22 protein-coding genes, 1 tRNA gene, 1 other RNA gene and 1 pseudogene are annotated in these 26,041 nt (G+C 62.4%); 8 read left to right on the forward strand and 17 right to left on the reverse strand.

The features are described 5' to 3' along the window. The first annotated feature begins 130 nt into the window (after positions 1-130). The 5 genes and pseudogenes from QKE52_RS07605 (at position 131) to QKE52_RS07625 (ending at position 6,399) form a co-directional block, all read left to right on the forward strand. The gene (locus tag QKE52_RS07605; RefSeq protein WP_347948499.1) at positions 131-2,212 is read left to right on the forward strand and encodes a hypothetical protein; all 2,082 of its coding nucleotides are present in this window, start codon (positions 131-133) and stop codon (positions 2,210-2,212) included. Positions 2,213-2,310: 98 nt separating this feature from the next. Next, a pseudogene (locus QKE52_RS07610) lies at positions 2,311-3,483 on the forward strand (DNA polymerase III subunit epsilon); the annotation flags it as partial. A 405-nt stretch (positions 3,484-3,888) separates the two neighbouring features. Further along, on the forward strand, positions 3,889-5,178 hold the full coding sequence (locus QKE52_RS07615) for a MurT ligase domain-containing protein (RefSeq protein WP_347948501.1): 1,290 nt from the start codon (positions 3,889-3,891) through the stop codon (positions 5,176-5,178). Then, positions 5,171-5,950, forward strand: a complete 780-nt coding sequence (locus QKE52_RS07620) for a glutamine amidotransferase (protein ID WP_070821062.1) — start codon at positions 5,171-5,173, stop codon at positions 5,948-5,950. The genes QKE52_RS07615 and QKE52_RS07620 overlap by 8 nt, the downstream gene beginning before the upstream one ends. A 137-nt stretch (positions 5,951-6,087) precedes the next feature. Continuing rightward, positions 6,088-6,399: a DUF3800 domain-containing protein gene (locus tag QKE52_RS07625; protein ID WP_347948503.1), complete on the forward strand. Its 312-nt coding sequence runs from the start codon at positions 6,088-6,090 to the stop codon at positions 6,397-6,399. A gap of 50 nt (positions 6,400-6,449) precedes the next feature. On the opposite strand, the gene QKE52_RS07630 is transcribed toward QKE52_RS07625, so the two are convergent. The 3 genes from QKE52_RS07630 to QKE52_RS07640 all read right to left on the reverse strand — a co-directional run bounded on the left by QKE52_RS07630 (position 6,450) and on the right by QKE52_RS07640 (position 9,819). Beyond that, positions 6,450-8,525: a M3 family metallopeptidase gene (locus tag QKE52_RS07630; protein WP_347948504.1), complete on the reverse strand. Its 2,076-nt coding sequence runs from the start codon at positions 8,523-8,525 to the stop codon at positions 6,450-6,452. Between the two features lie 45 nt (positions 8,526-8,570). Then, positions 8,571-8,945: a hypothetical protein gene (locus QKE52_RS07635; protein ID WP_070754905.1), complete on the reverse strand. Its 375-nt coding sequence runs from the start codon at positions 8,943-8,945 to the stop codon at positions 8,571-8,573. Between the two features lie 448 nt (positions 8,946-9,393). Next, positions 9,394-9,819 carry an ATP-binding protein gene (locus QKE52_RS07640; protein ID WP_070754904.1) on the reverse strand — a complete coding sequence of 142 codons (426 nt, stop codon included), beginning with the start codon at positions 9,817-9,819 and terminating at the stop codon, positions 9,394-9,396. A gap of 260 nt (positions 9,820-10,079) precedes the next feature. On the opposite strand from QKE52_RS07640, the gene QKE52_RS07645 reads away from it, so the two are divergent. After that, entirely contained in the window at positions 10,080-10,670 is a 591-nt protein-coding gene (locus QKE52_RS07645) for a DUF3800 domain-containing protein (RefSeq protein ID WP_144012819.1), read from the forward strand. 24 nt (positions 10,671-10,694) lie between these two features. Here QKE52_RS07645 and recR read toward each other — a convergent pair whose 3' ends face one another. The 6 genes from recR to ffs all read right to left on the reverse strand — a co-directional run bounded on the left by recR (position 10,695) and on the right by ffs (position 16,592). Next, on the reverse strand, positions 10,695-11,351 hold the full coding sequence (gene recR / locus QKE52_RS07650) for a recombination mediator RecR (RefSeq protein ID WP_010190001.1): 657 nt from the start codon (positions 11,349-11,351) through the stop codon (positions 10,695-10,697). Between the two features lie 114 nt (positions 11,352-11,465). Further along, on the reverse strand, positions 11,466-11,846 hold the full coding sequence (locus QKE52_RS07655; protein ID WP_046648833.1) for a YbaB/EbfC family nucleoid-associated protein: 381 nt from the start codon (positions 11,844-11,846) through the stop codon (positions 11,466-11,468). A 57-nt stretch (positions 11,847-11,903) separates the two neighbouring features. Then, positions 11,904-14,546 (reverse strand): DNA polymerase III subunit gamma and tau, encoded by a 2,643-nt coding sequence (locus QKE52_RS07660; RefSeq protein WP_347948505.1) that lies wholly within the window; start codon positions 14,544-14,546, stop codon positions 11,904-11,906. A gap of 32 nt (positions 14,547-14,578) precedes the next feature. Beyond that, positions 14,579-15,055, reverse strand: coding sequence for a suppressor of fused domain protein (locus QKE52_RS07665; protein ID WP_158397747.1), 477 nt, complete (start codon positions 15,053-15,055; stop codon positions 14,579-14,581). A gap of 85 nt (positions 15,056-15,140) precedes the next feature. Further along, positions 15,141-16,412: an aminotransferase class I/II-fold pyridoxal phosphate-dependent enzyme gene (locus QKE52_RS07670; RefSeq protein WP_347948506.1), complete on the reverse strand. Its 1,272-nt coding sequence runs from the start codon at positions 16,410-16,412 to the stop codon at positions 15,141-15,143. An 81-nt stretch (positions 16,413-16,493) separates the two neighbouring features. Next, positions 16,494-16,592, reverse strand: an RNA gene (ffs, locus tag QKE52_RS07675) — signal recognition particle sRNA small type. A 167-nt stretch (positions 16,593-16,759) separates the two neighbouring features. Between ffs and QKE52_RS07680 the strand changes: the two genes are divergently transcribed. After that, a tRNA-Ser gene (locus QKE52_RS07680) sits at positions 16,760-16,848 on the forward strand. A 60-nt stretch (positions 16,849-16,908) separates the two neighbouring features. Here the strand turns inward: QKE52_RS07680 and QKE52_RS07685 are convergent. The 4 genes from QKE52_RS07685 to gluQRS form a co-directional block, all read right to left on the reverse strand. After that, a complete protein-coding gene (locus tag QKE52_RS07685; RefSeq protein WP_347948507.1) occupies positions 16,909-17,274 on the reverse strand; it encodes a VOC family protein in 366 nt (121 codons plus the stop codon). Positions 17,275-17,547: 273 nt separating this feature from the next. Then, on the reverse strand, positions 17,548-17,883 hold the full coding sequence (locus QKE52_RS07690) for a hypothetical protein (RefSeq protein ID WP_158397386.1): 336 nt from the start codon (positions 17,881-17,883) through the stop codon (positions 17,548-17,550). 48 nt (positions 17,884-17,931) lie between these two features. Then, complete coding sequence (locus QKE52_RS07695; RefSeq protein WP_102234497.1) at positions 17,932-19,503, reverse strand: sodium:proton antiporter; 1,572 nt, start codon at positions 19,501-19,503, stop codon at positions 17,932-17,934. 69 nt (positions 19,504-19,572) lie between these two features. Then, positions 19,573-20,505, reverse strand: a complete 933-nt coding sequence (gene gluQRS / locus QKE52_RS07700; protein WP_347948508.1) for a tRNA glutamyl-Q(34) synthetase GluQRS — start codon at positions 20,503-20,505, stop codon at positions 19,573-19,575. A gap of 58 nt (positions 20,506-20,563) precedes the next feature. On the opposite strand from gluQRS, the gene QKE52_RS07705 reads away from it, so the two are divergent. Further along, complete coding sequence (locus QKE52_RS07705; RefSeq protein ID WP_049157807.1) at positions 20,564-21,874, forward strand: hypothetical protein; 1,311 nt, start codon at positions 20,564-20,566, stop codon at positions 21,872-21,874. Here the strand turns inward: QKE52_RS07705 and QKE52_RS07710 are convergent. Genes QKE52_RS07710 through QKE52_RS07725 form a run of 4 tightly spaced genes read right to left on the reverse strand, consistent with a single transcriptional unit; the run spans position 21,871 to position 26,041 of the window. Next, on the reverse strand, positions 21,871-22,374 hold the full coding sequence (locus tag QKE52_RS07710) for a hypothetical protein (RefSeq protein ID WP_175974738.1): 504 nt from the start codon (positions 22,372-22,374) through the stop codon (positions 21,871-21,873). The genes QKE52_RS07705 and QKE52_RS07710 overlap by 4 nt on opposite strands. Further along, positions 22,371-23,381 carry a hypothetical protein gene (locus tag QKE52_RS07715; protein WP_175974736.1) on the reverse strand — a complete coding sequence of 337 codons (1,011 nt, stop codon included), beginning with the start codon at positions 23,379-23,381 and terminating at the stop codon, positions 22,371-22,373. The genes QKE52_RS07710 and QKE52_RS07715 overlap by 4 nt, the downstream gene beginning before the upstream one ends. Then, the gene (locus QKE52_RS07720; protein WP_070509676.1) at positions 23,381-24,340 is read right to left on the reverse strand and encodes a hypothetical protein; all 960 of its coding nucleotides are present in this window, start codon (positions 24,338-24,340) and stop codon (positions 23,381-23,383) included. Before QKE52_RS07720 ends, QKE52_RS07715 begins: the two co-directional genes overlap by 1 nt. A gap of 18 nt (positions 24,341-24,358) precedes the next feature. Continuing rightward, entirely contained in the window at positions 24,359-26,041 is a 1,683-nt protein-coding gene (locus QKE52_RS07725) for a hypothetical protein (protein WP_347948509.1), read from the reverse strand.

Below are 26,041 nucleotides of genomic sequence, written 5' to 3' on the forward strand. Positions count from 1 at the left end.
AATAAAGATTTTTCAAACATTTCGTGCGGCTAGTCAGAGCTTCAGTCTGGGCTTCGGCATTCCCAATGCTCACGGCGAACCCGCCCGGCCGTATGCATCCGACGTGGTCCACTCAACGAAGGCGAGCAATATGACGGTCACTAACTATGTGGTTCCCCACCACGGGTTTGGCACACCGCGTCGCCTGACGGTTGACACCGTAAACCCGGAGATGTTCCTGCAGCTGCTATCGCTAGCTGAAAGCAGTCATCTCCCCGTCACTTTGAGTGGACATTCAAGTACAGGATTTCGCGTCCATCACGGCGAAGACATCGTGGGCGTGATCCCCGCCTCCCAAGCTGCCGATTACTCGGAGCTGGACTGGATCATTGACGCGGGGCTGACCCCACAAGCCACCGCAGAAATCGCACTCCGCGAGGATGCGGCGGAAGAAACCATTCCTGCTTTCGAGGTCCTCCTCCCAGAGCCTGGCCTGTGCGTGCCGCTCAATATTCCCCCGGCTCAGCGGTGGGGCATGCTCAGTGGCCAGCGCGCTTTGCACATCACCGAGTTTGCGGTCCCAGCCAGTTCCCTACCGACGCACCCTGCGCACCTCCTTGTGCGTTTGACCAATAACCGGCACTTTTTCCGACGCTCCATCGAGGTTCACCTTGATGACGAACTCGTCGCCACTATTCCGAGGGAGCGGGCTCCCTGGTTGAGCGATACCATCGCGGGATTCAATCACGAGGGCCTCATCGCAGTCGCCCGCGCATATTTCATATCGGATGGACAACCAACCCTCACCGTCTATTCCGAAGAAGGCACGCCGGAAAGCCACTTCGCCGTGGGAACCGCCGGAATCATCGCTGCCGCCGCGGGCGCAGCGGCCGTGAAGGTCACCAACAGTGGCAAGGCACACGCAGCCAGCCTGCCGGCTGGCGGAATTGAGGCTACCGGCGCAGCGAAGACCGCCGGTACTGCTGCCACGCAGAGTGCACAAGCCCTGTCCCTCAACTCTGCCGGGGCGGCTGCCGTGACCGGAACAAAGATCGCTGCAGCTAGCACTGGGCTCAAGGTAGCTTGTGCTGCCGGCGTTGCCGTCGTGGTCGGCGGGGCTGCCAACTTCGCATCTTCCGGGAATTCCTCCGGTTCACACCACCATAACCTCGCCGAATCGGCTTTTGAAGAAAACACCCTCGCTGTGTCCACGTCACACTCTGCTGACGCCGACGCTGCTGCTATTGAGGACAAGGCCTCCGACGTCGCGGACACTGCGGACATTGTGGCTGCAGACGCCCACCTCCCCGAGGAGCGGGATGATACGGACGCTACGCAAGCGCTTGGCTCGACTGATTTTTCCGAGCACACAGAGCCTGCCGAGCCTACAGAGCTGACCGAACCAGCAGAACCCACGGAGCTCGCTGAGCCCACGGAACGTACACCGCTGCCCGCTGCCGAGGAGGCTGCTACTTCACCGCAGGCGGATCACCTGCCGCATACAGCACCGACAACAGCAGCACCTCGGACCACCGAACCCACAGCGGAGGAGCTTGACGCTCCGGAGGCTCGCCGCACTGAGGCGTTCACCGCTCCCAGCTCCAGCCCTACGAGCAGCGCCAGCCCTAGGAGCACCGTAAAAAGCACGGAATCAACCACTTCACGTGAGGTCAGTCGCTCCGCAGAGCCGCCGAGCGCTGCTCCGCAGCCGCGCACAACGCCGCCGATCCACGTACCCCGTCCCACCCCACAAACTCAGGCGACCCCGTCGCCGACTGTGGTGACGACTACGCCGAAGCCACCAGCTGAACCCACGCCCTCCACGTCAAAGGCTGCTCCCACCACTACTCCGGTGGGCGAAGATCGAACCGCACCTCGCGACGAACCAACTACCCCGAGCACGCCGCCGGCCACTACCCCTGTGACCACGCGCGTCAGCACACCACCCACGGCGGCTCCGGCGCCCTCGACTACTTCTGCTCCGGCAACTCCAACGCCCACCACCAAGCCCAAACCAACTAGCAAGCCCAAGCCCACCACGAAGCCAACGCCGACCACTGATCCCAAGCCCACCACCAAGCCACAACTAACCAACGAGCCCAGGCCAACCACTCAACCTCAGCCCACCAGAAAGCCCGAGCCGACTAAAGAGCCCGAGCCCAGCCGCGAGCCTGACCCCACTCCCGAGCAATCCGACCGCGGCGGCTGGGTCATCATCATCGACTTTGGCTAGTCCGCAGCGTGCTTACCTTCACCGCGACTCAGTGGATACAACCCCCTTCTCGTGTGCCCTTTCCAGCTTCCTCGCAGTTGGGTACTAAACTGTGAACAATGACTACGACACCCGGCCCCACCGAGCCTGCAGCGCAGCTCAGCGCTGCAGAGACGCCGGCCGCGGCGTCACCACACACCGGCGCCCCTAAGCCGGGCCCGCGCCCCCACCAGGCAGATAAGAAGCAGACCGATAGGGAGCACAAGGCCTCTGCCCGCGAGGAAGCTCTCGCCGCCTTTCCCTACGTGGCGCTGACCATCCAAACCACCGGAATCCACCCTTCGACCGGCCGCCTGCTCACCGTGGATGCGTTGACTCTCAACGCCGCCGGGGAGATCGGCCAGGAATTCCACGCCGTCATCAACCCAGGCGCAGACCCCGGACCGCGGCACCTCCACGGGTTAAGCGTTGAAGAAATCCAGGCTGGGCAGTCTTTCTCCATGCTGCTCAAGCCCCTGGACCGGCTCATTGATGGCCGCACGCTCATCGTCCACGACACCCCTTATACCTGGGGATTCATCGTCTCCGAAGCGCGCCGTGCGATGACCGCCGCTGCCCGCCAGAACCGCGCGCGCAATCGCAACCGGGGCAAGGGCCGACGCCGCCGCTTCAAGGTAGGACACGTCCCCACCCCAGTCGCCATCGTGGATACCCTCGCCACCGCCCGCCGCCAAAGCGTGTGGGGCACCGACATCCGCTTGGCGGCCGTCGCGCGTGACACCGGCCTTTCTGCACCCGACCCCATGGCCAGCGTCGAGCGTGCACAGAGAGCAGAAAAAGATACCTCCCGCGAAGCAACCCGCCTGCTCGTGGATCTCTACCGCGCGCAAAGCGCTGGCCCACTCAGCAGCGCCGCACCGGATGACCTGCGAGCGGATCGTTTTGGGCTGCAGCGCTCCCACGTCCGCGTCGACGCCGCCGAGGCTCCTCGTCAGCATCACAACCCCGGTCCGTATGTGCCCGGCAAGGAGCTCATCCGCGGCATGGAGATCGTCGTAGCCCCGGAGATCACCGAGGATCCCGACACCATCATTGCCGCACTCGCCCGGGAAGAGCTCAACTACTCAGAAAAACTCACCCGGGAGACTTCCCTGGTGGTCTGCAATATCACCACGGACCTCGTGGGCAAGCCCATGCATGCCCACCGCAAGAACATTCCCCTGATGTCCGACACCGCTTTCCTCGCGGCCCTCGAGCGCATCGAGGAACCCACGGAGCCCGAAGAGCAGTCCGCATCTGGTGGGGCGGGCAACTCGGGGAAGCGCCAGGGCGAGGGACGCTCCGGTGGGCAGTCCAACCGCAACCGCTCCACGAACAAGAATCGCCGCCGCTCCCGCCGTAAATCTTCCGGTAATCATCAGTCCGCTAAACAAGGGCACAACGATAAGAAGAACCAGAACCCTTCAACCGAGGGTTCCGCAGGCGACAAGCCTGCTCACTCGGGCTCGGCTAATAACCAAGGTTCGCAGGGCTCTGGCAACAACAATCGAAACAAAGGCGGAAACCACGGGCGTAGGCGTCGCCGCCGCGGTGGGCGCGGCCGCCGCGGTAATGGCAACCAGCAGGGCCAACAAAACTCGGGACACAACCGCTCCCGCAACACCGATAACTAGCGTCCCCCGACTACCCTGGAGAACATGAATTTTAACTTCCGAAGCGCGTTCTCCTCCGCGCGCACTGCGGTTGCCACCACCGCTGCGACGCTGGCTACCACTGCCTCGCGCGCCACGGGCCGCGGCGCCGGTGGCATGATTGGCGGGCTCATCGCCAACGCCATCGACCCCACCATCATGCAGAACCTGGCCAAGCAGCGCCCAGCCATCCTGGTGACCGGAACCAACGGTAAGTCCACCACCACGCGCATGCTCGCCGCCGCTGTGCGCACCGAGCACTCCGTGGCCACCAATGATGGTGGCGACAACATGGACGCCGGAATCATCTCCGCGCTTCTGGCAGGCAAGGACGCGAGCCACTTGGTGCTGGAAGTGGACGAGCTCCACGTTCCCCACGTCGCGGATAACCTCAACCCCACCGCGCTGGTGTTGCTGAACCTCTCACGCGACCAGCTGGACCGCGTGGGCGAAATTAACAAGATCGAGCGGGCCCTGCGCGGCGCAGTCGAGGCACACCCGGACATGCTCGTCATCGCCAACTGCGATGACGTGCTTATGACCTCTGTGGCCTATGACGCGAAGAACGTCATCTGGGTTTCCGCTGGTGCCGGATGGATGGGTGAATCCGTCACCTGCCCGCGCACCGGAGGACACATCGTGCGCGAAGGCGAGGACTGGCACGCGGTCAAGCCGCTTGCCGACGGCCGCGAATTCCGCCGCCCCACCCCCACCTGGGCAGTGACGGAGGAAGGACTGGTGAGCCCGGAGGGCGTCGACAAGCTCCAGCTCTCCCTGCCGGGGCAGGCCAACCGCGGCAATGCCGCCCAAGCCGTCGCCGCTGCCGTCGAGGCCTTTGGTGTGGATCGCCACAAGGCCATTGCCGCCGCGGAAAGCGTCGACGATGTAGCCGGGCGCTATTCCACCATCACGCTAGGAAACCGCACCATCCGCCTGCTGCTGGCTAAGAACCCGGCCGGCTGGCAGGAGGCGCTGTCCATGGTGGACCGTGACGCTGATGGCTTGGTCATCGCCACCAACGGCCATGTGGCCGACGGTATTGATATGTCCTGGCTGTGGGACGTGCGCTTCGAAGACTTCGAAGATCTGCCAGTCAAGGCTGCGGGTGAGCGCGGCACCGACCTCGCAGTGCGTTTGGTCTACGCGGATATCTCGCACGAGCTCATCCCAGATCCCCTCACCGCCATTCAGTCCTGCCCGGAGGGCCGCATCGAGGTGCTGGCCAACTACACCGCCTTCCGTGATCTGAAGAAGGCCCTCACCGCCGCAGCAGCAAAGGAGCATTCGAATGACTAGCCTGCAGATTGGCCTCATCCTCCCCGATATCCTGGGCACCTACGGCGATGACGGTAACGCCCTCGTGCTGCGCCAACGCGCCCGCATGCGCGGACTCGAGGCAGAGATCGTGCCCATCAAGCTGGGTGAGCCGGTGCCGGAGTCCCTCGACGTCTACACCCTGGGCGGTGGCGAGGACACCGCACAGATTCTCGCCGCGGAGCACCTCATTGCTGACGGTGGCTTGACCCGCGCGGCGGCCGCTAAGCGCCCAATTCTGGCGATTTGCGCAGGCTTGCAGGTGCTCGGCGAATCCTTCCGCGCGTCCGGCCGCGTGGTGGATGGCGTGGGGCTTATCGACGCCACCACGGCCTCCATGACCGAGCGCGCCATCGGCGAGGTAGCCACCGAGCCAACCCAGGCTGGCATTACTGCTGAGCTCACCGAGCCTCTCACCGGTTTTGAAAACCACATGGGTGCCACCATCCTGGGACCTGCCGCCCAGCCGCTGGGAACGCTCACACGCGGAACCGGCAATGCGGATACCGCTGCCATCCTGGACCTCTCCGACAGGGCCGTCCAGCGCGGCGCCGAGGGCGCGGTACAGGGCAGTGTCATCGCCACCTACATGCACGGTCCGGTCCTGGCGCGCAACCCGCAGCTGGCGGACCTGTTGCTGGCTAAGGCCATGGGAATCGCACTCAGCGAACTCGAGCCCTTAGACATTCCGGCTATTGACCAGCTACGCACCGAGCGCTTTAACGCCTCGGAGCCGCCGCGCTCGCAGCGCTAGATATCAACAGAAGTAACTAACTGAACCTATTGACCAGAATCTTCGGTACACGGTACAGTAAGCAACGGACGCACCAAGGTGCTCCACTTCCGAAGCTCGTGTGAACAACACGAGCTTTCGCGTATCCAGGGGGGAAGATGTACATCGGATATTTTGACGAATTTGGACATAACGGGGCTTATGTCTCCCGCACCGATCCGAATTATAAAACTCACCCCGTCTTTGGAATTGGTGGGTTCATTATCCCAGCCGACAATATTCGGCAGCTCTCAGGAGCATTTCGCAGAATTAAAGAACGCGGACTCAAAGCCGAAATTGACGCTAAGGTCATCGCGAAAGGTCGCCCTGTAGAACGCTGGGAAAAGAAAGGAGCCGCGCTTCTGACGACACAGAACGTAAAGAAATACCGTGAAGTCCGAAGCATTTATCGGTCGTATTTTCCGCCCTGAATCGGTCGAATTTTCCGTCTCGTCGGGATTGTGCCGTTAGACGTGTGCCGTTAGTCGGTGGCGCCGGACAGCCCGCGGCGGGCAAGCAGCGGGGCGACGTCCTTGTCGCGGCCGCGCAGCTCGCGGTAGGCCTCGGTGAAGTCGCGGGACGCGCCCTTGGACAGGACGAGGTCGCGGAAGCGCTGGCCGGCGGCGCGGGCGGCGGCATCGGAAGCCTCAGGGCCCGCGGCGTTTTCTTCCTTGAACCAGGAGAAGCCATCGGCGTCGAGGACCTCGGCCCACAGGTAGGAGTAGTAGCCGGCGGAATAGCCGCCGGCGAAGATGTGATTGAAGTACGCGGAGCGGTAGCGCGGCGCGATGTGCGGGTTGTGCAGGCCAGCGTCGTCGAGGGCGGCGCGCTCGAAGGCGTCGATAGACTCTTGGGACGCGGCGATAGCGGCGGCATCGGCAGGCTGGAGGGAGTGCCAGGCGAGGTCGACGATGGAGGCGGCGAGATACTCGACGGTGCCGAAGCCCTGGCCAAAGGTCTGGGCCTCGCGGACCTTGGCGAGCAGCTCGTCCGGGATGACCTCGCCGGTCTCCACGTGGTGGGCGTAGCGCTTGACCATGGCCGGGTCGAGCGCCCAGTTCTCGTTGATCTGGGAGGGGAATTCTACCCAGTCGCGCGGGACGCGGGTGCCGGAGAAGGTGGGGTAGCGCACGTCGGAGAGCAGGCCGTGGAGGGCATGGCCGAACTCATGGAAGACGGTGTGGAGCTCGTCTTGGCTCAGCAGCGGCTGGGAGCCGTCCGCGGGCTTGGTGAGCCCCATTACGTTGACGATGACGGGCTTGGTGCCGAGCAGACGCGACTGGCCCACGAACTCGCTCATCCACGCGCCGCCGCGCTTGGAGGGGCGGCCGAAGTAGTCGGTGAGCAGCAGGCCGATGCCGCTATCGCGATCGGCGGTGGGGTCTTGGCCTTCGTCGAAGACCTCCCACACGCGCACGCCCTCGGCGTAGCCTTCGAGGTCTTCGCGCGGGACGACGGTGATGCCGTAGAGGCGGTGGGCCGCCGCGAAGACTCCATCCTCGAGAACGCGGTCGAGAGGGAAGTACTGGCGCAGCTCGTCCTCGTCGAGGGAGAAGTCGCGGGCGCGAACCTTGGATTCCCAGTAGGCCCAGTCCGGGGCACCGAAGTCCTCGTTATGCAGGGTGGCTTTCTCGGCGAGCAGCTTCTCTTCGCCGGCGGCGTTGGCCCCGGCGGCGGGTGCGAGCTCGACGAGCATGCGGCGGGCTGCCTCGGCGGTCTGCGCGGTCTCTTCGGCGATGACGTAATCGGCATGTGTGGGGTAGCCCAGCAGCTGCGCGCGCTCGGCGCGCAGGCGCACCATCTCCGTGAGCACGTCCAGGTTATTCTCGCTGCCGCGGGCGCGCGAGGCCTCGTAGACCTTGGCGCGGGCAGCGGGATTTGCCAGGCGCGCGAGCTCAGATTGCACGGTGGGCAGCTCGAGCGGGAGCACGTAACCGTCCTGGCCGACCTCGTTGGCGTAGGCCTTGGCGGCCTCGATGCGACCGGCGGGCAGGCCCTTGAGCTCTTCCGTGCTGTCGAAGTGCACGGCGCGCTCGCGGGTGGACGCCATGAGGTTGCGGCCGAACTCCTCGGAGAGCGCCGAGAGACGCTGGTTAATGGTGGAGAGCTGCTCTTTCTCTGCCGCGCCGAGGTCCGCGCCCTGGCGCGCAAAAGTCCGCAGCAGGTGCGTGTGGAGGCGTTGCGACTCCTCGTCGGCCGGCGGGGTCGCCTCTTTGAGGCGAGCGTAGAGGACCTCATTCTGGTAGATCGCATCCGAATGCGCGGCGACCTGCGGCCAGACCTCCGCGGCGATCTCTTCCATCTCGTCCGTGACATCCGTGCCCGACAGGTTGCCGAAGATGGAAAGCACGCGCTCCAAATCCTGACCAGCGCGCTCGAGGGCCTCGACGGTGTTTTCCCATGTCGGGTCGGCCGTGTTGTCGACGATGGCCTTAATCTCTTCGTCGTGGCGGGAGAGTGCCTCGGCGATGGCGGGACGGAAGTGTTCGACCTTGATCTCCGCAAACGGTGGGAACTGGTACGGGAGCGTGGAAGGAGAAAGAAGCGGATTAGTCATGCGACTAATCTACCGATCTCCCCGTGCCGCCGGCAGGGAAATCCCCTAAAACAGGAGCTGGTCCGGCCAAGGGAGTTCGACCGTGCGGTCCTCGAAAGGAGCGACCTCGAGCTCAACGGGAACACCGTCCGCGATGTGAAGCAGCACCATAGCCCCAGGGCAATCGGCGGTGAGCACGTAACTGGAGCCTTGCGGGACGGCCTTGCCGTTGGCGTCGCGACGCGGCTCCGGCGGCTCTTCACCCGCCGTGAGGTAGACCGTGGGGCACGTGCCACATCCACAGTGCTTGTACACCTTGAGCTCCGGCACGCGTGCAGCAATGGCCTCGCGCTGCTGCGTGCTCAAAGAATGCATGGGGTCCGAGGCATGCGCCAGCATGGCGTAGACGACGTCGGATTCAGAAGTGAAGAGGGGACGCATGATTATGCCTTTCGTCGGGGCGACAGAATCCATACCCTAACAGGGCCCCCTCGACATAGGTTGGTGCGTGCGGTGTGCGGCAGGGACGTGACCGTTAGAAGAGGAAGCTTCTGCGCCAGAAGCAAGAAACAGGCAAAGAATTGGATTTTTGCATATATCCAGGTCGTGGACTCGGGGTTGCCGTGAAAACAGCGAATTAAGGCCAAAATCGAGGCTTGTGGGGTTAATGAAGCAAGAAAGTGATGAGACAAGAAGAGAAGTAAGAAAAGAAGTACGGTGTGTTGCAGTCGTGGAGGCCAGGTTAATTAACGCTGCTGGCCCAAAAGGGAACGTAGCGCAACGATCGGGCGCCTGCCGTGCGATCATAGGGCTTGATGAGTCCAGCATCTTCAGTGGCCTTGATGAGCCGTGTGGTTTGCCCCGCTTGAGAGTCTTTGAGACCGAAGCGTCAGCGTACGGATGAGTTTGTGACCGGACGGTTCTCTAAAACGTTGAGACATGCATGTTGGTAGACGGCCTCTTCCTTTTCCTCCTGGCTCATTAGGGCGAAGGGTCGGTACGCGCTCAGTGTCACGGTTGTTGCGCCGTTCGTGCGGATGAGTGCGGGCGGGAAGTGCGCGGCCTCGAGTGACTCGACGATACGGTCCCATCCGCTGCCGCGCTTCTCTACGAACTTAGCAACCCGCAGCGCTTCGCCGAGGTGCGGATTGCGGGTCACAGAAGTTGAGTCGATGAAGCGTTGCGGGCTAACAAGTGGGGCTCCAGGATTGCTCACGTCGACGTGATCGCTGAAGATCTCGATGGTTAACGAGCTGCCGCGTGCCTCAAGGTCTTGGTGCATGAGAGCATTAGCGAGGACCTCACGAAAAGCCACGGTGGGGAGGACAGGGGTTTCAACGCGGGACCGCTGGTGTCGATAGATTCTCCACCGGGCCGGATCGTGGCGAAGAGCTCCATAATGCGTGGGAATCCGAGAGCGCAGCCCTCGTTGATAGTCCATTCACGGAGGATGTTGGTGCGTGACGAGTCGCGAAAATGCATGACCCGCGGGACGAGGGAGTGGAAGAAGGGGAACGCGGAGATGGAGCGGGCGTACATGAGCGCCGATCATGCCGGGATGCACCATCCTAGTTCGTGAGAATAAACCGCGTACTCAACACACTTGAGAAACTCAACGCACAAATCATTTTCTACGGCCAAGAAAAGCCACGGGGCACCAACGAAGATACTGGCGAAGACGAACGATCACGTTATGACCACGCCATGAAACAACTTATTCGGTGTGTCAATTGGTCGCTAGCTGAAAACCAACGGCATCTCATGGTGCTCGACAAGCAGGGGACCAAAGAACGTATGGATATCTTCGCATCAAGCGCCGCGTTTATGTTCTCCCACCAAGATGCAGACAAACTCCTTGAACCACCGCTCGAAGTAGAAAGCCATCTTTACCAAACAGTTCAGTGCGCAGATTGGATCTGTGCCCTACTTGGAAGAATTTCAGCCTACAAATATGACCCAGATTTCAAGGATTTCGACTGGGCAATCAAGTATTTCGGAAACAGACTAGCCCATGCGAGTAGTCCCCACAGCAAGATTCGTGCTGCGGGCACTGGTCGGGACGTTTATGCGAATCATCTTGGCAGCTACCGCAGTTGTTTTTCCACAACCGAAATCCCCATGAGCCCTACCGATATGGAAGCTCTGGAGAAAAAGTTCAACGGTTAATTCTCTATTTTCTGAAGCGCCGGTTTAAACCGTTAGGCGGCCACTCAACGCACGCGAGAGCGTGAGCTCGTCGACGAACTCAAGGTCGCCGCCCAGCGGCATGCCGGAGGCCAGGCGCGTGATCTTCAGTCCCGGGAAATCTCGTAGCAGGCGCACAAGGTAGGCCGCGGTGGCCTCGCCCTCGGTGTTGGGATCGGTGGCGAGGATGACTTCGGTGATGTCCGGGGAATCGTCGTAAAGCGGCTCCTCCGGGGTGGAATCCGCAAGCTCTCGGTCCGGTAGCACGCCGCCGAGGCGCTGCAGTAGTTGCGAGATGTTGAGATCCTTCGGGCCCACGTTCGCCAACGGATCGAGTGCGCCGCCGAGCACGTGATAGCGGCCGTCATATTCGCCGGTGCGCTCGATAACCTGAATGTCCTTGGGCTCTTCCACCACGCAGATGGTGGAAGCATCGCGCTGCGAATTGATACAAATGCGGCAGACTTCCTCGCGCGAAATATTGCAGCAGATGCGGCAGAACGTCACCCCATCACGCACTGCTCCCAGCGCCTTCTGGAGGCGGTCAATCTCCTCTGGGTCCTGATGCAACACGTGGAAGGCGATGCGTTGCGCTGACTTCGGGCCAATACCCGGCAGGCGCGAGAACTCATCGATGAGATCCTGCAATGGTCCTTCAAACACGCAATGCTCCCCTCACTCAACAATCCCTCAGACCTCGACGGCCGGGGACACAATAAAAGGCCGCGCTGCTCTCCACGAAGAGAGCAACAACGGCCTTTAAGTCTAACGCGCGGCTTACTGGTTGCCGCCGAAGACATCCTGGAAGGACGGACCATCGTAGTTCTGCTGGGACTGGCCCATGCCCTGGGACAGCGGACCAATCTTCTCCTGGGCCAGGCGGCCAGCAGCAGCGTGAGCCTCCTTGAAGGCACCAACGATGAGGTCCTGGAGGGTATCGATGTCCTCCGGGTCGACCACGGACTTATCGATGGTAACGTTCTGCAGCTCAGCGCCGCCGGTCATGGTGACCTTCACCAGGCCGTTGCCGGCGGTGCCTTCAACGGTGGAGGCCAGGATCTCTTCCTGTGCCTTCTGCAGTTCTGCCTGGACGCGGGCTGCCTGCGCCAGGATCTCGTTCATGTCATTTGCCTGCTGCATCGGGTCGTTCTCAGTCATGCTAAAAATCCTTTCACACGATTATTTTCACTACGCGCCAAGTGTACAGATGCCACGCTAGAGCCGCCGCGCTCCCAACTCCTGTGCGAGGAGCTCCATGGCCACCTCCGTGGCGTTGCGGTGGTCCATCTCGCCGGCATTCTGCGCGGCCTCCATCATCTCGCGCTCCTCATCCGCGCGGGTGTACTCCGGCTGCGGAGCGGGAGCTTGCTGAGGCGCAGGTTGTTGCGGCGCGGCAGGCGCTTGGCCTGCGCTTTCCGACGCCCCACCCATCCCTGCCGGCGGACCGTACTCCTCCGGTGGGGCTTCGAATTCGCCTTCCTCCGGGCCTGGCTCCGGCGGCAGTGGAACGCCGTTGCCAAACTTGGGAACTTTGGAAAACTCTTCATCCCGCTGGGCCGCTACTTGGCTCGCTTGCGCGATGCGTGATCGCCATTGGCTACCACGGGCCTCCCTCTTTGGGGGCACCGTCGCCCCGCGCGGGGCGACGTCCGGACGTTGTGGTTCTGCCGGCGGTCGCGGGTCTGCCGGCGGCTGCGACTCAGCTGCCTCACGCGGCTGCTCCGTCGTCGTTGAAGAAGACGGAGCCTGCTGCCCGATCCGGCGCGGCGCACCCCACGGATCATCACTGGCATTGCTGGGTTCCTTCGCCTCGGACTCGCTGGGCTTGTCTCCTCTTTCAGATTCTGTTGCTGCCGCGGAAGCAGGCACAGTGTCGGAAGAGTGCGAATCAGTAGCGTTGTCCGGAGTCTCCGGACTCTCTGCCTCCTCGTCGGGCTCGGCGGCCTCGCGTGGTGGCTGGTTGGGGTTCCACTGGGTGCGCTGGGCTGGTTCAGCCACCGTGAAGCCGTGGGCCTTCGGGTCGGTGCCGATGACGCACGTGACCTTCAGGTTGCGGTTGAGCTCTTCCTTAAGGACGGTCACGATGACCTCGTTGGTGCCTGGCGAGTTGATGCGTTCCGCCAGCGCGCCGGTGGTGTGCCCAAGAACCAAGGTGTCATCGCGCACGCCGAGGACACGGGCTTCGGCGAGCATGATTTCAGCGACCTTGTTCCGGCGCCCAATCGTCGCCCGCAGGTCAGACCAACGCCCGCGAATTTCCGCGGCTGGGTCTTGAGGCTGCTCGGGCTCAGGCTGCTGTTCTTGTGGCTGTCCTTGAGCCTGTTCTTGCCGTTCTTGTAGTTCCGGCTGTTCCGCTTCCTGCGGTTGTTCGTGCTGCTCCTGTTGCTGGTGCTCCGGTCGCTCTTGGTGCTGCTCAGGCTGCTCTGACTGCGGCTCAGGCTGCGCCTCCGGCTGTGCAGGGCGCTCCACCGGTGCCTGAGGCTGCGCAGCCTCAGGGGTTGGGGTCTGCTGCGTCTGCTGGGCTGCTTCTTGAGTCCTTTCGACCTGCTGTGGTTGCTGTTGCTGGGCCTCCTGCTTTGCCGCCTGTCGGCTGCGACGCTGCGCAATGATGGCCGCGGCAGCGGCCGCGGGATCCTGGGCGCTAGCGACCGCAGATTGCTGGCGTTGCGCAGGCGGAGTTCCCTGCCCAGCGGGAGCGGAAGGCTGCACGCCCGCCCCCTGCGGGGCAGCAGTGGGCATCTGACCGGAGGCTGCCGCTGCAGGCCCCGAGCCAACGATGAGGTGTGCGCAGAGGATTTCTAGGAGCAGGCGCGGGGACGTCGCGCCACGCAGAGAGGACACGCGCTCGTTGACGGTTTCCGCTAAGTAGGCCAGCTGTGGGCCGGAGAAGCGTTGCGCCTGGGCAGTGAGGATCTCACCGCGGTCAGTCGGCGCAGAGACTAACCCCTCCTCCAACGCTGAAGGGACTGCCTGCAGGATCATCAAATCCCGCAAACGATCCAAAAGGTCAATGGCAAAGCGGCGAGGATCGTGGCCGGCCTCAATGACATCGTCGACAAGCCGGAAGAGCCCAGCCTTATCCTGGTTCGCCAGGGATTCAACCGTGTTATCCAGCAGGCCTACGTCCGTAACACCCAGAAGCGGGCGGGCTACCTCGTAGGTCAATCCATCGGGGCCTGCGCCCGCCAAGAGCTGGTCCAGGATGGACAAGGTATCGCGGGGCGAACCGCCGCCGGCCTGGATGACCATGGGGTACACGGTGTCATCCACGTGGACGTTCTCCGAGGCCACGGTGCGCTCCAGCAGCCCCTTCATCGCCGGCGGAGTCAACAGGCGGAAGGGATAGTGGTGGGTACGCGAACGGATAGTGCCGATGATCTTCTCCGGCTCCGTCGTGGCAAAAATGAAGATCACGTGCTCCGGCGGCTCCTCGACAACCTTGAGCAAGGCGTTCGCACCGGAGGCGGAAATCATGTGGGCCTCATCGATGATGAAGATGCGGTAGCGCGACTCCGCCGGCGCGTAGTAGGCGCGGTCACGCAACTCACGCATGTCCTCGACACCATTGTGAGAGGCGGCGTCGAGCTCCGTGACATCCAAGTTGCCCGGCCCACCCGGGGCCAGCGAGACGCAAGAGTCACACTGCCCGCACGGCGTTGACGTTGGCCCCTGCTCACAGTTCAGCGAGCGGGCCATGATGCGCGCGGACGACGTCTTTCCGCAGCCACGCGGGCCGGAAAAGAGGTACGCATGGTTAATGCGCCCTGCGTCGAGGGCAGCGGATAAAGGCGTGGTGACCTGCTCTTGGCCAACCACTTCCGCGAAGGTTGCTGGACGATATTTCCGGTAAAGAGCCACGGTTAGTCAGTGTAGCGTCTCAACCCGACACGTCACTCCGAGCGCTGCCAATCCAGCAGATCGATGCCTTGCTCCGCCACCGCCTGCTGCAGCGCCGGCACGCCTTCCTCGACGGCGTAGGCATACTCGGCGTCGCTCAGCATGAGCAGTTGGCACACCAGCGTTAGGCGGCCCTCCTCCGCCACCTGCGGGGTCTGGCCGCCCCACAGGTACGGGGCGATGAGCATGCCATGACGCACGCTCAAGTGAGCGAAGCGCTCATCGTCTTCGGCAAAGAGCTTGGGCAAGAGCAGGCCCGGTTGCGCGGGCAACAAGCCTGCAGCTTCCGTGAGCAACGCCGCCGCAGAACTCACTGCGGCAGCCACCTCCACCTGCCCGGTGCGGGCGACGGTGAGGAGCTCACAGCGCACGTCGATGCCTTGCTCGGCGTGCGCTAGCCCGGTGTCGACGGCGGCAAACTCACACGTGACGGCGAGGGACTGTTCCCCCTCCAGTGAGGCTAAGCCCAAGCGCTGCCCCTCGACGTTCTTAAACGCTAGGTCAGCCGGAATGATCTGGTCGAGCCAGTAGGCCGTCTCGTCGGAGTTGATTGCCTTATGCCCCCAGCTTCTCTACTGCGGCGAGCAGCACACAGGTGGCCACGCCATCCATTGCTGCCTCGACTTCTTCCTGCGGCGGCAGGGACGGTGCCAAGCGAATGTTGTGGTCCTTGGCGTCCTCGCCGTATGGGTACGCCGAACCAGCCTGGGTCAGGAGAATGCCGGCGTCACGGGCCAGCTCCCACACGCGGGTGGCGGTGCCCTCCATCACGTTGAGGGAGATGAAGTAGCCGCCCTTGGGGTGGGTCCAGTCCGCGATCTCATGGTGGGTGAGGTTCTTATCCAGGATGCGAAGAACCGACTCGAACTTCGGCGCCAACAGCGCAGCGTGGCGGCGCATCACCGCGCGCACGCCCTCGGCGGAACCAAAGAACTCGTAGTGTGCCAGCTGGTTAATCTTGTTCGGGCCAATGCCGCGGATACCGGCGTGCTCCAGGTACCACTCGAGGTTGTCTTCGGAGGAGCCGAAGAAGCTCACGCCAGAGCCAGCGAAGGTAATCTTCGACGAAGAAGACATGGCCCAGAAACGGTCCGGGTTACCTTCTTCCGCAGCGATATCCAGGATCGGCAGAATCTCCGGGAAATCCTCAGTCAGCGTGTGCACGGCATAAGCGTTGTCCCACACGATGCGGAAGTCCGGTGCGCCAGTCTCCATCGCGGCAAGGCGGCGGGTCTTCTCTTCAGAGATGACAGCGCCCGACGGGTTGGAGAACATCGGCACCACCCACATACCCTTGACCTGCGGGTCCTTGGCCAGCTCCTCTACCGCCTCGATGTCCGGGCCATCTTCTTCCATCGGCACCGAAATCAGCTCGAAGCCGAAGGACTCCGTGATGGCGAAGTGGCGGTCATACCCCGGGGTGGGGCAGATCCACTTGATGGTCTCCTCCTTGGACCACGGCTTCTCAGAGCTGTTAGTGCCAAAGGTGTAGGCCCACAGGATGAGGTCATACATGATGTTCAGGGAGGAAGAGTCCGCTGCGACGAGGAGCTCCGGATCCATGTTGGTGAGCTTGCCCCACAGATCGCGCAGCTCCTTGATGCCCTTCTGGTTGCCGTAGTTGCGCAGGTCATTACCCGCAGCATCGGTGTAGTGGCCGCGGCCCGGCAGGACGAGCAGATCATTGGACAGATCAAGCTGAGCCTTGGACGGCTTACCGCGGGTCAAGTCAAGATCCAACCCCTCAGCCTTGAGGGCCTCGTAGTCCTTGCGCACCTGCGCGGCAAGCTCATCAAGCTCGGACTTTTCAAGATTAAGAAGAGACATCCGTCTTCCTTCCGGGACGTAGTGCGGACATATGGCAACCATACTAACGCCCCGTCACATCCCCCGTGTGAAAGCACACAAATAAAAAGGGGACCCCGCGCACCCGCCAGAGCCTCCTGACCCTTGCTGCATTCCTGCCCTGGGGGAGTTCAGAGGATGGACGCCACGCGGAATCCTGCGGTCTAGCCTAGCGCGCCTTGCTTGCCGACGCCAAACCGCTCCCCCACCACCCAGCTCCCCACTCCGCTTCCAAGCGCACTTTCCGCCTCAAGCCACTAAATCCTTAACTTTTTCGCGCTGACCTGGCGATTTTGCTTCATTAGGGGGCTCATGTAATGTTTTCCAGCGGAGGATTCGACTAGCGGCCTATGTCACACGCCTGGAACGCGTGCGGGAGTCACATCCCTCAGGGGTTCAAATCCCCTATCCTCCGCCACTGGGAAGTCCCCTGGATGTCATCATCCAGGGGACTTCTTCTTTATCCGGGGCCCCCGTTTCACCACGTATAGAACTCCAAGATGTTTCCGTCTGGATCCGAAATGTAGGCGGAATAAGAACCCCATGGCATTTTCTTCGGTGAGGCAGAAGCCTCGCGATAGGAATCTGGAAGTTGACTCCAGTACTCGTCGACGTCCTCGACAGAAAACTGGATTACTGCTCCGCCGGGGGTCGCCGGACTAGTGTTAGTGGCTGAAGCAAAAGCTGAAGAATCGAATACGCCAATTACGCTGTCGTCAAACGACACCTCAAAATATCCTTCTTCAGCAGACAATGGCTTTACTTCGGAGTTGGGAAGTTGATGGTAGAACTCCCATGAGGCTTCGATATTGCGGGTCAAGATCGTCAAATGATCGAATCGCATGATTGGAATAACCTTTCTCGCTGGGCCAAAGATTTGTTGCGATTATTCCAACTACCCTTTGCACCTGTGCGGTGTTAGGAATCGAGGCTATTGGATTCTTCATGCGGTGGTTTGAAGCCTTCAAGCAAAGGAACCAAAGTAAAGGCACCATTTGCGGGGACTAGGATGGAAAACCCCAGGTGATTGCATGCGGAGTTTCGCATAAGGTGCCAGTACTTTGGTTCCTTTGCAGCTGACGGAGGCGCCTCATCGAACGCCCACAGCTGCACGCCCCTAATCGAACTCGGGGGCCGCGAAACCGTCTTCCTTAAGCCACTCCACGTGCGGCGGGGTGTTCATGCCCCACTCGGTGCGGGCAAGCAAGAAGGCCTCGTCCACCTCGGCCTCGTCATAGCCGCCATCGCACAGGTACTGGCGGAAACCGTTGGGGCCAGGATCTTTGATCCACAGCCACACGTAGTCATCGAGCGTGCTATCACCCAGGATGTCCTCCATGCCCGCTGGCAGCAGCTCACGCCCGGCGCGCACGCGCTCCTCCAAGTCAGCGTCGAAGAAGTCGTAGAGGTAATCCAGGCCGTCTTCCAGCTGGGCGTACTCATAGGCGTCCATTGATTCGCTCCTCTCGCCACCATTCTTAGTCACGGATCAGCACTCCCCTCAACTGTGTTTCTTTGCGCCGAGGGACATCCGGTCGACGTCGGCAAGCACTTCGTCCACAATCATGGGGTTGAATTCCCTATCGCGGCGCAGGCGCAGCAATTCCTGTTGGGCACCGGCGAGGGCTGTTCGCCGCGCCGCGAGGGCCACCTCACGGGCCTCGATGGCCATACGCAGACGAGTCGTAGCGTCCTCGCCATCCTCATCCTCACCGAGGCGATCCTCAAACCATCGGGCGATATTCGCCGCAATGTCGGGGTCCAGTTCCTCATACTTCGCGCGCATCGCAGCGATACCGGCTTTACGCGCGCGGGAGGTAATGGTCGCGCGCATTTTATCCGTGGCTGCCTGCGAATACGTGGTGAGGTCGAGCTGACGCATAAGCCACGGCAGCAGCAGACCGGGAATCACCATGGTCATGAGCAGCACCACGAGGGCGATAACGGTCAACTCGTTGTAGAAGCTCAAACCACTTGGAACAGACAGAACCAGCGCAAGAGTCACCAAACCGCGCATGCCGGACCACGTCATAAGCAGCACTTCTTGCAGGCGCAGCGGCGCCAGGCGTGGCTTCCCACGGCGCCTATTAATGAGATAGAAGGCGTACATCCACACCAAGCGCACGAGGAAGGCAACAACGGACAGGATGACGCCGATGATGACCGCATGCCAGAGGTCCGCACCCGCGGCGTCGATGGCGCTGAACACGGTCAAGCCAATGAGGCCGAAAGCCACACCCGTGAAAAGCAGCTCGACGGTCTCCCAGAATGACTGACCGGAGAGTCGGTCCTCGGCTTGAATCGGCGCGCGGGAGTGCAGTTCCACCGCAGCAATCACCACAGCGATGACACCGGAGGCACCGAGCTCCTCCGCGGCGATATACACGGCAAAAGGAATCACCCACGTCAACGCGTTGCGAGCGATAACCTCGTGAACCGCGCCGACGAACCACGAAGACACGCGCCCCACGACGAGCCCGAGAATGGTGGCCACCGCCGCGGAGTAGAGGAAACTCGTCACCGCTTCCCCGGCATGCATCTCCCCCGAGCTCGTCACGGCTTCCAGGGCGAGGTGGAAGGCCACAATAGACGCGGCATCATTGAACAGGCCCTCGATCTGCAGCACGGAAATGATGCGCCGCGGGATACCGGCCGGTTCTGCCACGGCCTCGACGGCCACCGGATCTGGCGGGGCAATCGCGGCGCCGATAAGGATGGCGGCAGCGAGCCCCAAGCCCGGCATGAAAGCACGGGCGGTGAATCCCACCGCCAGGGTGGTAGCCACCACGAGCAGCACGGACAGAGCCAGGATGGTCATCCACTGCTCACGAATGACACCCCACGATGTTCTCCTTGCCAGCGCCCACAACAATGGCGGCAAGAAGATGGGAAGAATGAGGTCAGCAGGCACGGAGAATTCAAATGTGCCATTCGAGAAAGTGGCGTACACCGAAACCGCCACCGCCGTAAGGATAGTCAAAAGCGCCGGCCAGGGAAGTCCTATTTTGTCCCCTACCGCCTTGACGATGACGGTCAACAGCATCAGGCCAATAAGGACAAACAAAACTTCCATGCTGAGCTTCTCTCTCCGTTAAATTTTTTGTTCTCAGACTACCGCTGTACAGCCGGCGAGGGGGAGGAGCTACACAGCGCCATCCCAGACGAAGGCCTCCCGCGATAGCTTCTCCGGCTGAAACTGTTGGCACAGCTCCTGTACGGAAGAGGCCTCATACCCTAAGGAGTGGGCCAAGAGCTTGACGACGTCCCCCGCATCCCTACCGTGCCCATCGAGCAGCTGACGCAGGGTCACCGCCCCATCGCGCTTGGACAAACGCACACCCTCAGCGTTGAGCACGAGCGGCACGTGGACGAACTCCGGCTCCGGATAGCCCAGCTTGTGCGCCAGGTAGGCCTGGCGCGGGGCCGAAGACAGTAGATCATCACCGCGCACGATCTGATCGACGCCTTGGAAGGCATCATCAACAACAACCGCCAGGTTATAGGCCCAGTCCATGCCCTGGTTCGGATCCGCCGGGGGCTGGCCGCCACGGCGCAGGATGAAGTCATCCACCTCCCCGGTGTACTCGCCGGCGAGGGCATCGTGGATGGTGAAGGAGGAGGCGTCGGCGCGCAGGCGTATGGCGGGCACGCGGTTTTGGGCGGCGAGTTCGGCACGCTTGGCGGCCCGCTGATCGTCGCTAAGCGCGCGGCAGGTACCCGGGTACTGTCCTGGGATGGCGTGTGGGGCACGGGAGGCTTCCTGGATGTCCTTGCGCGAGCAATAGCACTCATAGGTGGGAAGCTGCGCGAGCGCCTCCTCATAAGCCGCGTAGCGATCCTGTTGGTAGATAACTTCCCCGTCCCAGTCCAAGCCGAGCGCGGCGAGGTCCTCCAGCTGGCGCTGCGCCGACTCCCGCGAGGAGCGCTGCGTGTCAATGTCCTCCACGCGCATAAGAAAGCGGCGCCCGCTGCTCCTGGCGTAGAGCCAAGCCAGCAACGCCGTGCGGAGGTTACCCAGATGCAGATCGCCGGACGGGCTCGGGGCATAGCGCCCGGCGGGGCTGAGAGAATCCATGCCCACCAGTCTACGAGGAGGCCCGCGCGCGTCGGAGTCCTCTACTAGAATCTCCCCCATGGCTTCTGACGCGACGTATCCCCTGCTTGATTCTGCCGACGCCGAGCGTATGCTCGCTTATGCGCGTGCCCAGGCGCCGGGGCTTTCTCTTCCCACCGTTGAGTCCGCCCACATTGACAAGCAGATCGACCGCGTGCTGTCCAACGACACGTTCCAAGGCTGTGCGGAGGATGCCGTCCCTGCCGCCCACTACTTGGAGGCGCGGGAGACACTTCGCGTGGCTGCTGGCACCATCGAGAACATCGACGATTCCCTCACCATTGCCTCGATTGGAGCGCTGACCGGGCAGCCGTCTCTCGTAGCTACTGGCTATACGCGTGTGGCCCGCGCATGGTTGGATAACGACAACACCGAAGAAGCAGAGAAATTTGCGGCCAAGGCAGCAGCGGCTGGTGACGACACCGCGCTGGGCGAGATCGCCGCAGCTCGCACCGCGGCCAGCCACAAGGATTTCTCCGAGTCCGCCCCCGCTAGCGAGAATGCATCAATCAGCCCCGACAGCACGACGTCGCTCTCGGATCTGCAGGAACTTCTAGATTTCGCAAAGAACGGCGATGCAAAGGCGCATGCGGCCGACTTCGTGGCTGTCAACGACGCTGTGACCGGAGGCAAATTCGACGGAGCGGGTGCCACGATGGCCGCAATCCTTCAAGCCATCCTCGAATCGGCCGTGGGCGCACTCTGGGCATCCAACTCTGCCGCCGACTGTGAACGCGTGGCTGCGCAGTCCTTCACCATCCTCTCCAACGCACGCAGCGACGAGGATTACCAGCAGCTCCCAGCGCCCATGCTGGCCCGCTTCTACAGCGATGCCGCACAACACTCCCCTGACGATGTAGAGCAGCGCGTGGCCTGCTTTGCCGCCGCTGCCCGCGAGTACCAACGTTGCGGCGACCTCGACGGTGAGCTGCACGCCCTCCTCAAGACCGTGGCCCTCGATGTTCGCCACCGCGATCCGGAGGAGGCCTACGACATCCTGGCCTCACGCTATGTGGACTCCACGAAGCTCAAGAGCCTCCCCGTAGCCGCCAAGTGGACCGTTCTGTATTCCGAGAGCCTGCGCACGCAGGCTCAGGACATGTTTAAATCCACCCAGGTGTTGCTCGACTTCTTGGAGAAGCACCCCGCGTCCCAGGCCACCACGTCTTCGGAGCAAAACGCCATGGCGGAGGTAGCTGAGCTTCTTGGGGATCGCTACACCGCCGCCAACGCGGCAGACCGCGCGCGCAACATGTATCACTTTGCGTTTAACCTGTTTGCCGCAGCGGGCAATTCCCGCGCGCTCGAGGAGCTCCGCAAGAAGGCCTAGGTTTGTGGCGTTTGTCCACCGAACCACTGCCGGTTCGCCGGCAACCACAGCAGAACGATGACTGCCGCGGAGACGATCGACGCGGGCATCACCGAACTCAGTGGAATGAGCAATACCACGATGGCGCTGATAGCGGTCAAGGCAATCCGCGCCGACTGCTGCGCGTGCAGCACATAGGTCGTGATGACACACACGAGAAGGACCAGCACGCCCAGCAGCACGCCGAGCTCCGTGGAGAGCTGGTCCGTGCGGCTTACCGCCGCCGGGCTGTTTTCAAAGGCCACGAGCCGGCAGATGTTGTATACCGCGTAGCTCGTGATGAAGACCTCCAGCACCGCTGAGACCTTCAGCGGCCACGGTGCCCACTGCGCCTTCATATCGGCGGCACGGCGGGTCTGGCGAACAGAATCGCTGACCTGTCCAAAGCGATAGTCCGGCGTGATCCCGGCAGACGGGCCAAGCGGTGGTGTTCCTGGGGACTGCGGGCTGCCGAAAGTCATGACACGTCCTGCACAAAAACTCCGCGGCGGCTGAGCAGCCAGCGGATGGGATCCAGCACACGATAGGGCGCAATGCCGCTGCGCGCCAGCTGGCGGCCGGTCGGGGCCTCCCCTAAGGCGGAGACCACGAAGAAGCTGCCATCGCGCGGAGCTGCCGAATAGAGCTTGTTGATCAGATCGTTGGCGCCCAAGAAGCGCAACAGCGATTCAGCTTCGAGGTGAACCATCCAACGGTCCGAATCGCGGAAATTCCACCCGGTGTCGCGGCGGAAGGCAGCACCGCGGTTGGCCATGAGCTTCTTCCACCGCACGTCATCCACCTGCTCCAGCTTCTGCACGGTATCGAACTTGGAAATGGTCACCGCGAGCGGCGGCGGGGTCTCCGTATCGAGCAAATCCAGCAGGTTATCCAGGACCCGCAAAGAGTCCGCGCCCAGCTCACCAATGTTCGGGATCAGACCGTGGATAAAATCCTGAATCTGCTGCACGCGGAGCGGATCGAAGAGGAAAATCACCAAGTCCGCATGGGAGAAGAACGCGAGGTTCTCGCGGTCCGCTTCGTTTTCCGGAGGGTTCTCCAGGTCCTCGCCCGCCACGTCGCGGAAGACCAGGTAATTCATGCGCTCGTGGCCCTGCTCATCCGGCCACTTACCGAGTTCAAAAATCAGCGGATCGCGCTGGTAGGCGTCGGTAGCCACCGCACTTGGTGTGGGGTCCATGGCACGCATCTCCTCAAAGAGCGGCCGCTCATAGACCTCCGCGTAGCGCTCGCGCGTGGATTCATCCGCCGCTTGGACGGAGCGATTGTGCTTGTGCGCCAGCTGCTTGAGCTGCTTGATCATCACTGCGGTGTAGAGCGACTTACCGGAGTTACGCGCACCGGCCATGGCCACGCAATGCGTCACGGCGTCGGTCCATCCCTGCGGCAGCTCGCGGTTGGTGTACGGGCTCACCGTCACACCATCCTCGAGCGGTTTAAAGGTCCACGGACAACGTGCCTGGCTCATTAGTTCCTCTCTTTCAGCATGGCGGTGACGCGATCGGTCAGTTCCGAAAGCTCCGTGTTGGCGCCGGTATCGAGCTGCTTGACGACGTCCCCGTCGATCACCGCGTACGCCACATGAGCTGGGGTTCCGTTGATGTGCGCAAGCTCCAACTCCTGGCGCCCGATGGCGCTCGTGATGAGCACGACGGTGGGCACCTGGGTCTCCAGCATGGAAGCCACTGGGGAATCGGTGACGTAGATAGCAAGAGAGGCTGTGGAAGCCACCGTCGGCCCACGCCACGGGCGCTGTCCGACGCGCTCCGCTCCGTTATCGATAACGCCCGCGATGAAGCGCGTGAGCTCGTCTACCTTGTGGGTCTCGATGCTGTCCTGGCCGTCGGTGGCGCGGAAGTGCCGGAAGGCATCGGAGAGCGCATCGATGTATTTGGCGGCCGCCTCAACGATCTTCGGTGTGACGTTGACCTGCATGGAGGCGGAACCGTCGACGACCACGGTAACGGCATCGAGGCCAGCGACGTCCAGCTCCGCGCGGCGCATCTTGGAGCGCACCTCGCGGGCGGAGTCGGTAATTCCGGCGCCCTCAGTGGTGCCGAATGCTTCCAGACGGTAGCTGCCGGATTCCGGGGTGACCTCGGCGAGGCGCTCGGCGGAGTCCTCGGCGGCGTCGATAAGCACGCGCGGGAAAGTCACCGAATCGCCCGCGTTGCTCACCGTCAGGCGCACTTCGCTGCGCAGGCCGAAGGTCCCATTCCCCTTCGGGCGCACAACGATGGTGGCGCGCTCGGGAAGGGAGTGCACCATGAGGGAGAGATCGTGGACGCGCACGGCGTCAACGCCTTCACCGAGGATCGCTAGCTCCATCGAGGCGCCGCCGGTTCCCATCTCGAAGGCTTCGACGCGCAGGATGCCGTCTGAGCCGATGCGGCGGGACTCGCCGTCCCGCAGTGTGTATTTAGCCATGACGCTTCTTTCCTTCTCTTACCTTCCGTGGAATCCCGTGTTTCGCCCGTGCTCATTGGGAGCTGTGCCTCGGTGCTGCCACGCTGTGTGCTGTGCAAACTGCGCTGGCCCCGGCCGTTGCTGCAGGGGAGCTGAGCGCTCCGCCAGCAACTGTGTCGTACCATCCAGCAACATGGCGACGCGCCCCGTGGCGTAGCGCTCGCAATGCTCCAGCGCGATGACTCCCGCAAAATGCGTAGCGGTGAGGTACCCAATGTGCTCGAGTTCGCGGTTCTCCCAAGGCTGCAGTGCGTCTTCTGCCAAGAGGTTGAAATCCCGCGGGAAGTAGAACACCCAGGAGGCCACTATCGCGGACATCAACACCTTGTCCAGCCCCTCCCCCAACGAAGATTTATCAAGGTAGGCCAACTGGATTGAGCGGCCGCGGTTGACATCAAGGTGCTCGATCCACCAGCGCGGATCGAATTCCCGAAGCTTGTGCCACTCCTCGGCGCTGAGCCCAGGAACGTTGGCATTGCCGCCGGCAGCTCCTTGTGGCTCCGCCTGGCCGGCGGATGCTTCTCCCCCGGGTTCTGGTGCGGCCTCCGGTGTAGTGGCGAAGGGGTTCTCCTGCGGTGTGTTCGGCGCGGGGTTATCAAGCGGATTCGGCGGAAAGCCTGCCGGGGATTCGGCCGACGCCGCAAAAGGCGAGGACTCCGTCAGTGGTGCCCCAAAGTCCGCTGGATCCTTGCCCCAGGAATCATCAAAGCTCGGTGTGGTGGCCTGCTCGGGTGTGGTGTCGGCCGCAGCGTCCTGCTTGGTCTGCTCCTCCTGTGGCTCCGGGGCCACAGCCTCAGCTTCTTCCGCAGCACGTGCTTCATAAGCGCTGACGTCTGGCAGGGCTTCATCGAGCGCAAACACGACTGGATTGCCTGGGATGGTGGTTTCCGCCAAGCGCTGCTTTTCACTCGGCGGCACCACGAGCATGGTGGATGTGCTCAGCGGGAACTCATTAATGGCAGCTGCCTTCTCAAACGTGGAGAACCCGAAACCGTCCTCTCCCACCTCGCGGGCGGTGGCGGCAATCCACAACGCAGCTTGGTTGTCGGGCGCGACGAGAATAACTAAGCCATTGCGGGAGTTCAACACCGACGCCATGGCAGAGACCAGCGCGCGGTTGAAGGTTGGGTTCGGGTTCGGGCTGACCGCTTTGAACGGCGCGGGAAGCTTGTCTGGGTGGCGGAACTCCCCATCCAGGAATTCCTCCAGCAGCACATCCGAGTGCAGCGGGCCGCGCGCCGAGATCTCCTCCGGTATCTGCACCTTATCCACCTCATAGATGGAAAAGGGCGCTGGAACGTCAGGAGAAAACAGGACCGTCGCCGGTGCCGGCGGGGTTCCTGTGCGCGAAATCGACGTGTAGGTGAAGACGTTGCCGCCGCGTCCGGTCGCATCCAGCCCGGCAGGGACAGACACCATGGTGACCCACTTTTCTGCCTCAGGAGTCAACGCGAAAACCGCGGTACGGCGGACCAGCTCTGCGCGCTGCTGGGCGGAGGGAAAATCCGGGATCGTCGTGCCGTTGTTGAGCGATGTCGGTACGAAGGACACCAGCTCAGCCAGCTCCTCCTGGGTGATATCGCCGGCTTTCTGCCCTACTCCCCAGCCACCGGCGCGGCCGTTGGCGCGGGAGAATGATGCATAGCTAAAAGCGCCGCCCAT

The organism is Corynebacterium sp. c25Ua_47 (genome assembly GCF_039907205.1).
Classification (GTDB): Bacteria; Actinomycetota; Actinomycetes; order Mycobacteriales; family Mycobacteriaceae; genus Corynebacterium; species Corynebacterium hiratae.

Coding starts and splice junctions, on each gene's coding strand:
- QKE52_RS07605 (WP_347948499.1), top strand. CDS start 131: ATGACGGTCACTAACTATGTGGTTCCCCACCACGGGTTTGGCACACCG.
- QKE52_RS07615 (WP_347948501.1), top strand. CDS start 3,889: ATGAATTTTAACTTCCGAAGCGCGTTCTCCTCCGCGCGCACTGCGGTT.
- QKE52_RS07620 (WP_070821062.1), top strand. CDS start 5,171: ATGACTAGCCTGCAGATTGGCCTCATCCTCCCCGATATCCTGGGCACC.
- QKE52_RS07625 (WP_347948503.1), top strand. CDS start 6,088: ATGTACATCGGATATTTTGACGAATTTGGACATAACGGGGCTTATGTC.
- QKE52_RS07630 (WP_347948504.1), bottom strand. CDS start 8,525: ATGACTAATCCGCTTCTTTCTCCTTCCACGCTCCCGTACCAGTTCCCA.
- QKE52_RS07635 (WP_070754905.1), bottom strand. CDS start 8,945: ATGCGTCCCCTCTTCACTTCTGAATCCGACGTCGTCTACGCCATGCTG.
- QKE52_RS07655 (WP_046648833.1), bottom strand. CDS start 11,846: ATGACTGAGAACGACCCGATGCAGCAGGCAAATGACATGAACGAGATC.
- QKE52_RS07670 (WP_347948506.1), bottom strand. CDS start 16,412: ATGTCTCTTCTTAATCTTGAAAAGTCCGAGCTTGATGAGCTTGCCGCG.
- QKE52_RS07685 (WP_347948507.1), bottom strand. CDS start 17,274: ATGCGATTCGATCATTTGACGATCTTGACCCGCAATATCGAAGCCTCA.
- QKE52_RS07690 (WP_158397386.1), bottom strand. CDS start 17,883: ATGGACGCCTATGAGTACGCCCAGCTGGAAGACGGCCTGGATTACCTC.
- QKE52_RS07695 (WP_102234497.1), bottom strand. CDS start 19,503: ATGGAAGTTTTGTTTGTCCTTATTGGCCTGATGCTGTTGACCGTCATC.
- gluQRS (WP_347948508.1), bottom strand. CDS start 20,505: ATGGATTCTCTCAGCCCCGCCGGGCGCTATGCCCCGAGCCCGTCCGGC.
- QKE52_RS07705 (WP_049157807.1), top strand. CDS start 20,564: ATGGCTTCTGACGCGACGTATCCCCTGCTTGATTCTGCCGACGCCGAG.
- QKE52_RS07710 (WP_175974738.1), bottom strand. CDS start 22,374: ATGACTTTCGGCAGCCCGCAGTCCCCAGGAACACCACCGCTTGGCCCG.
- QKE52_RS07715 (WP_175974736.1), bottom strand. CDS start 23,381: ATGAGCCAGGCACGTTGTCCGTGGACCTTTAAACCGCTCGAGGATGGT.
- QKE52_RS07720 (WP_070509676.1), bottom strand. CDS start 24,340: ATGGCTAAATACACACTGCGGGACGGCGAGTCCCGCCGCATCGGCTCA.
- QKE52_RS07725 (WP_347948509.1), bottom strand. CDS start 26,041: ATGGGCGGCGCTTTTAGCTATGCATCATTCTCCCGCGCCAACGGCCGC.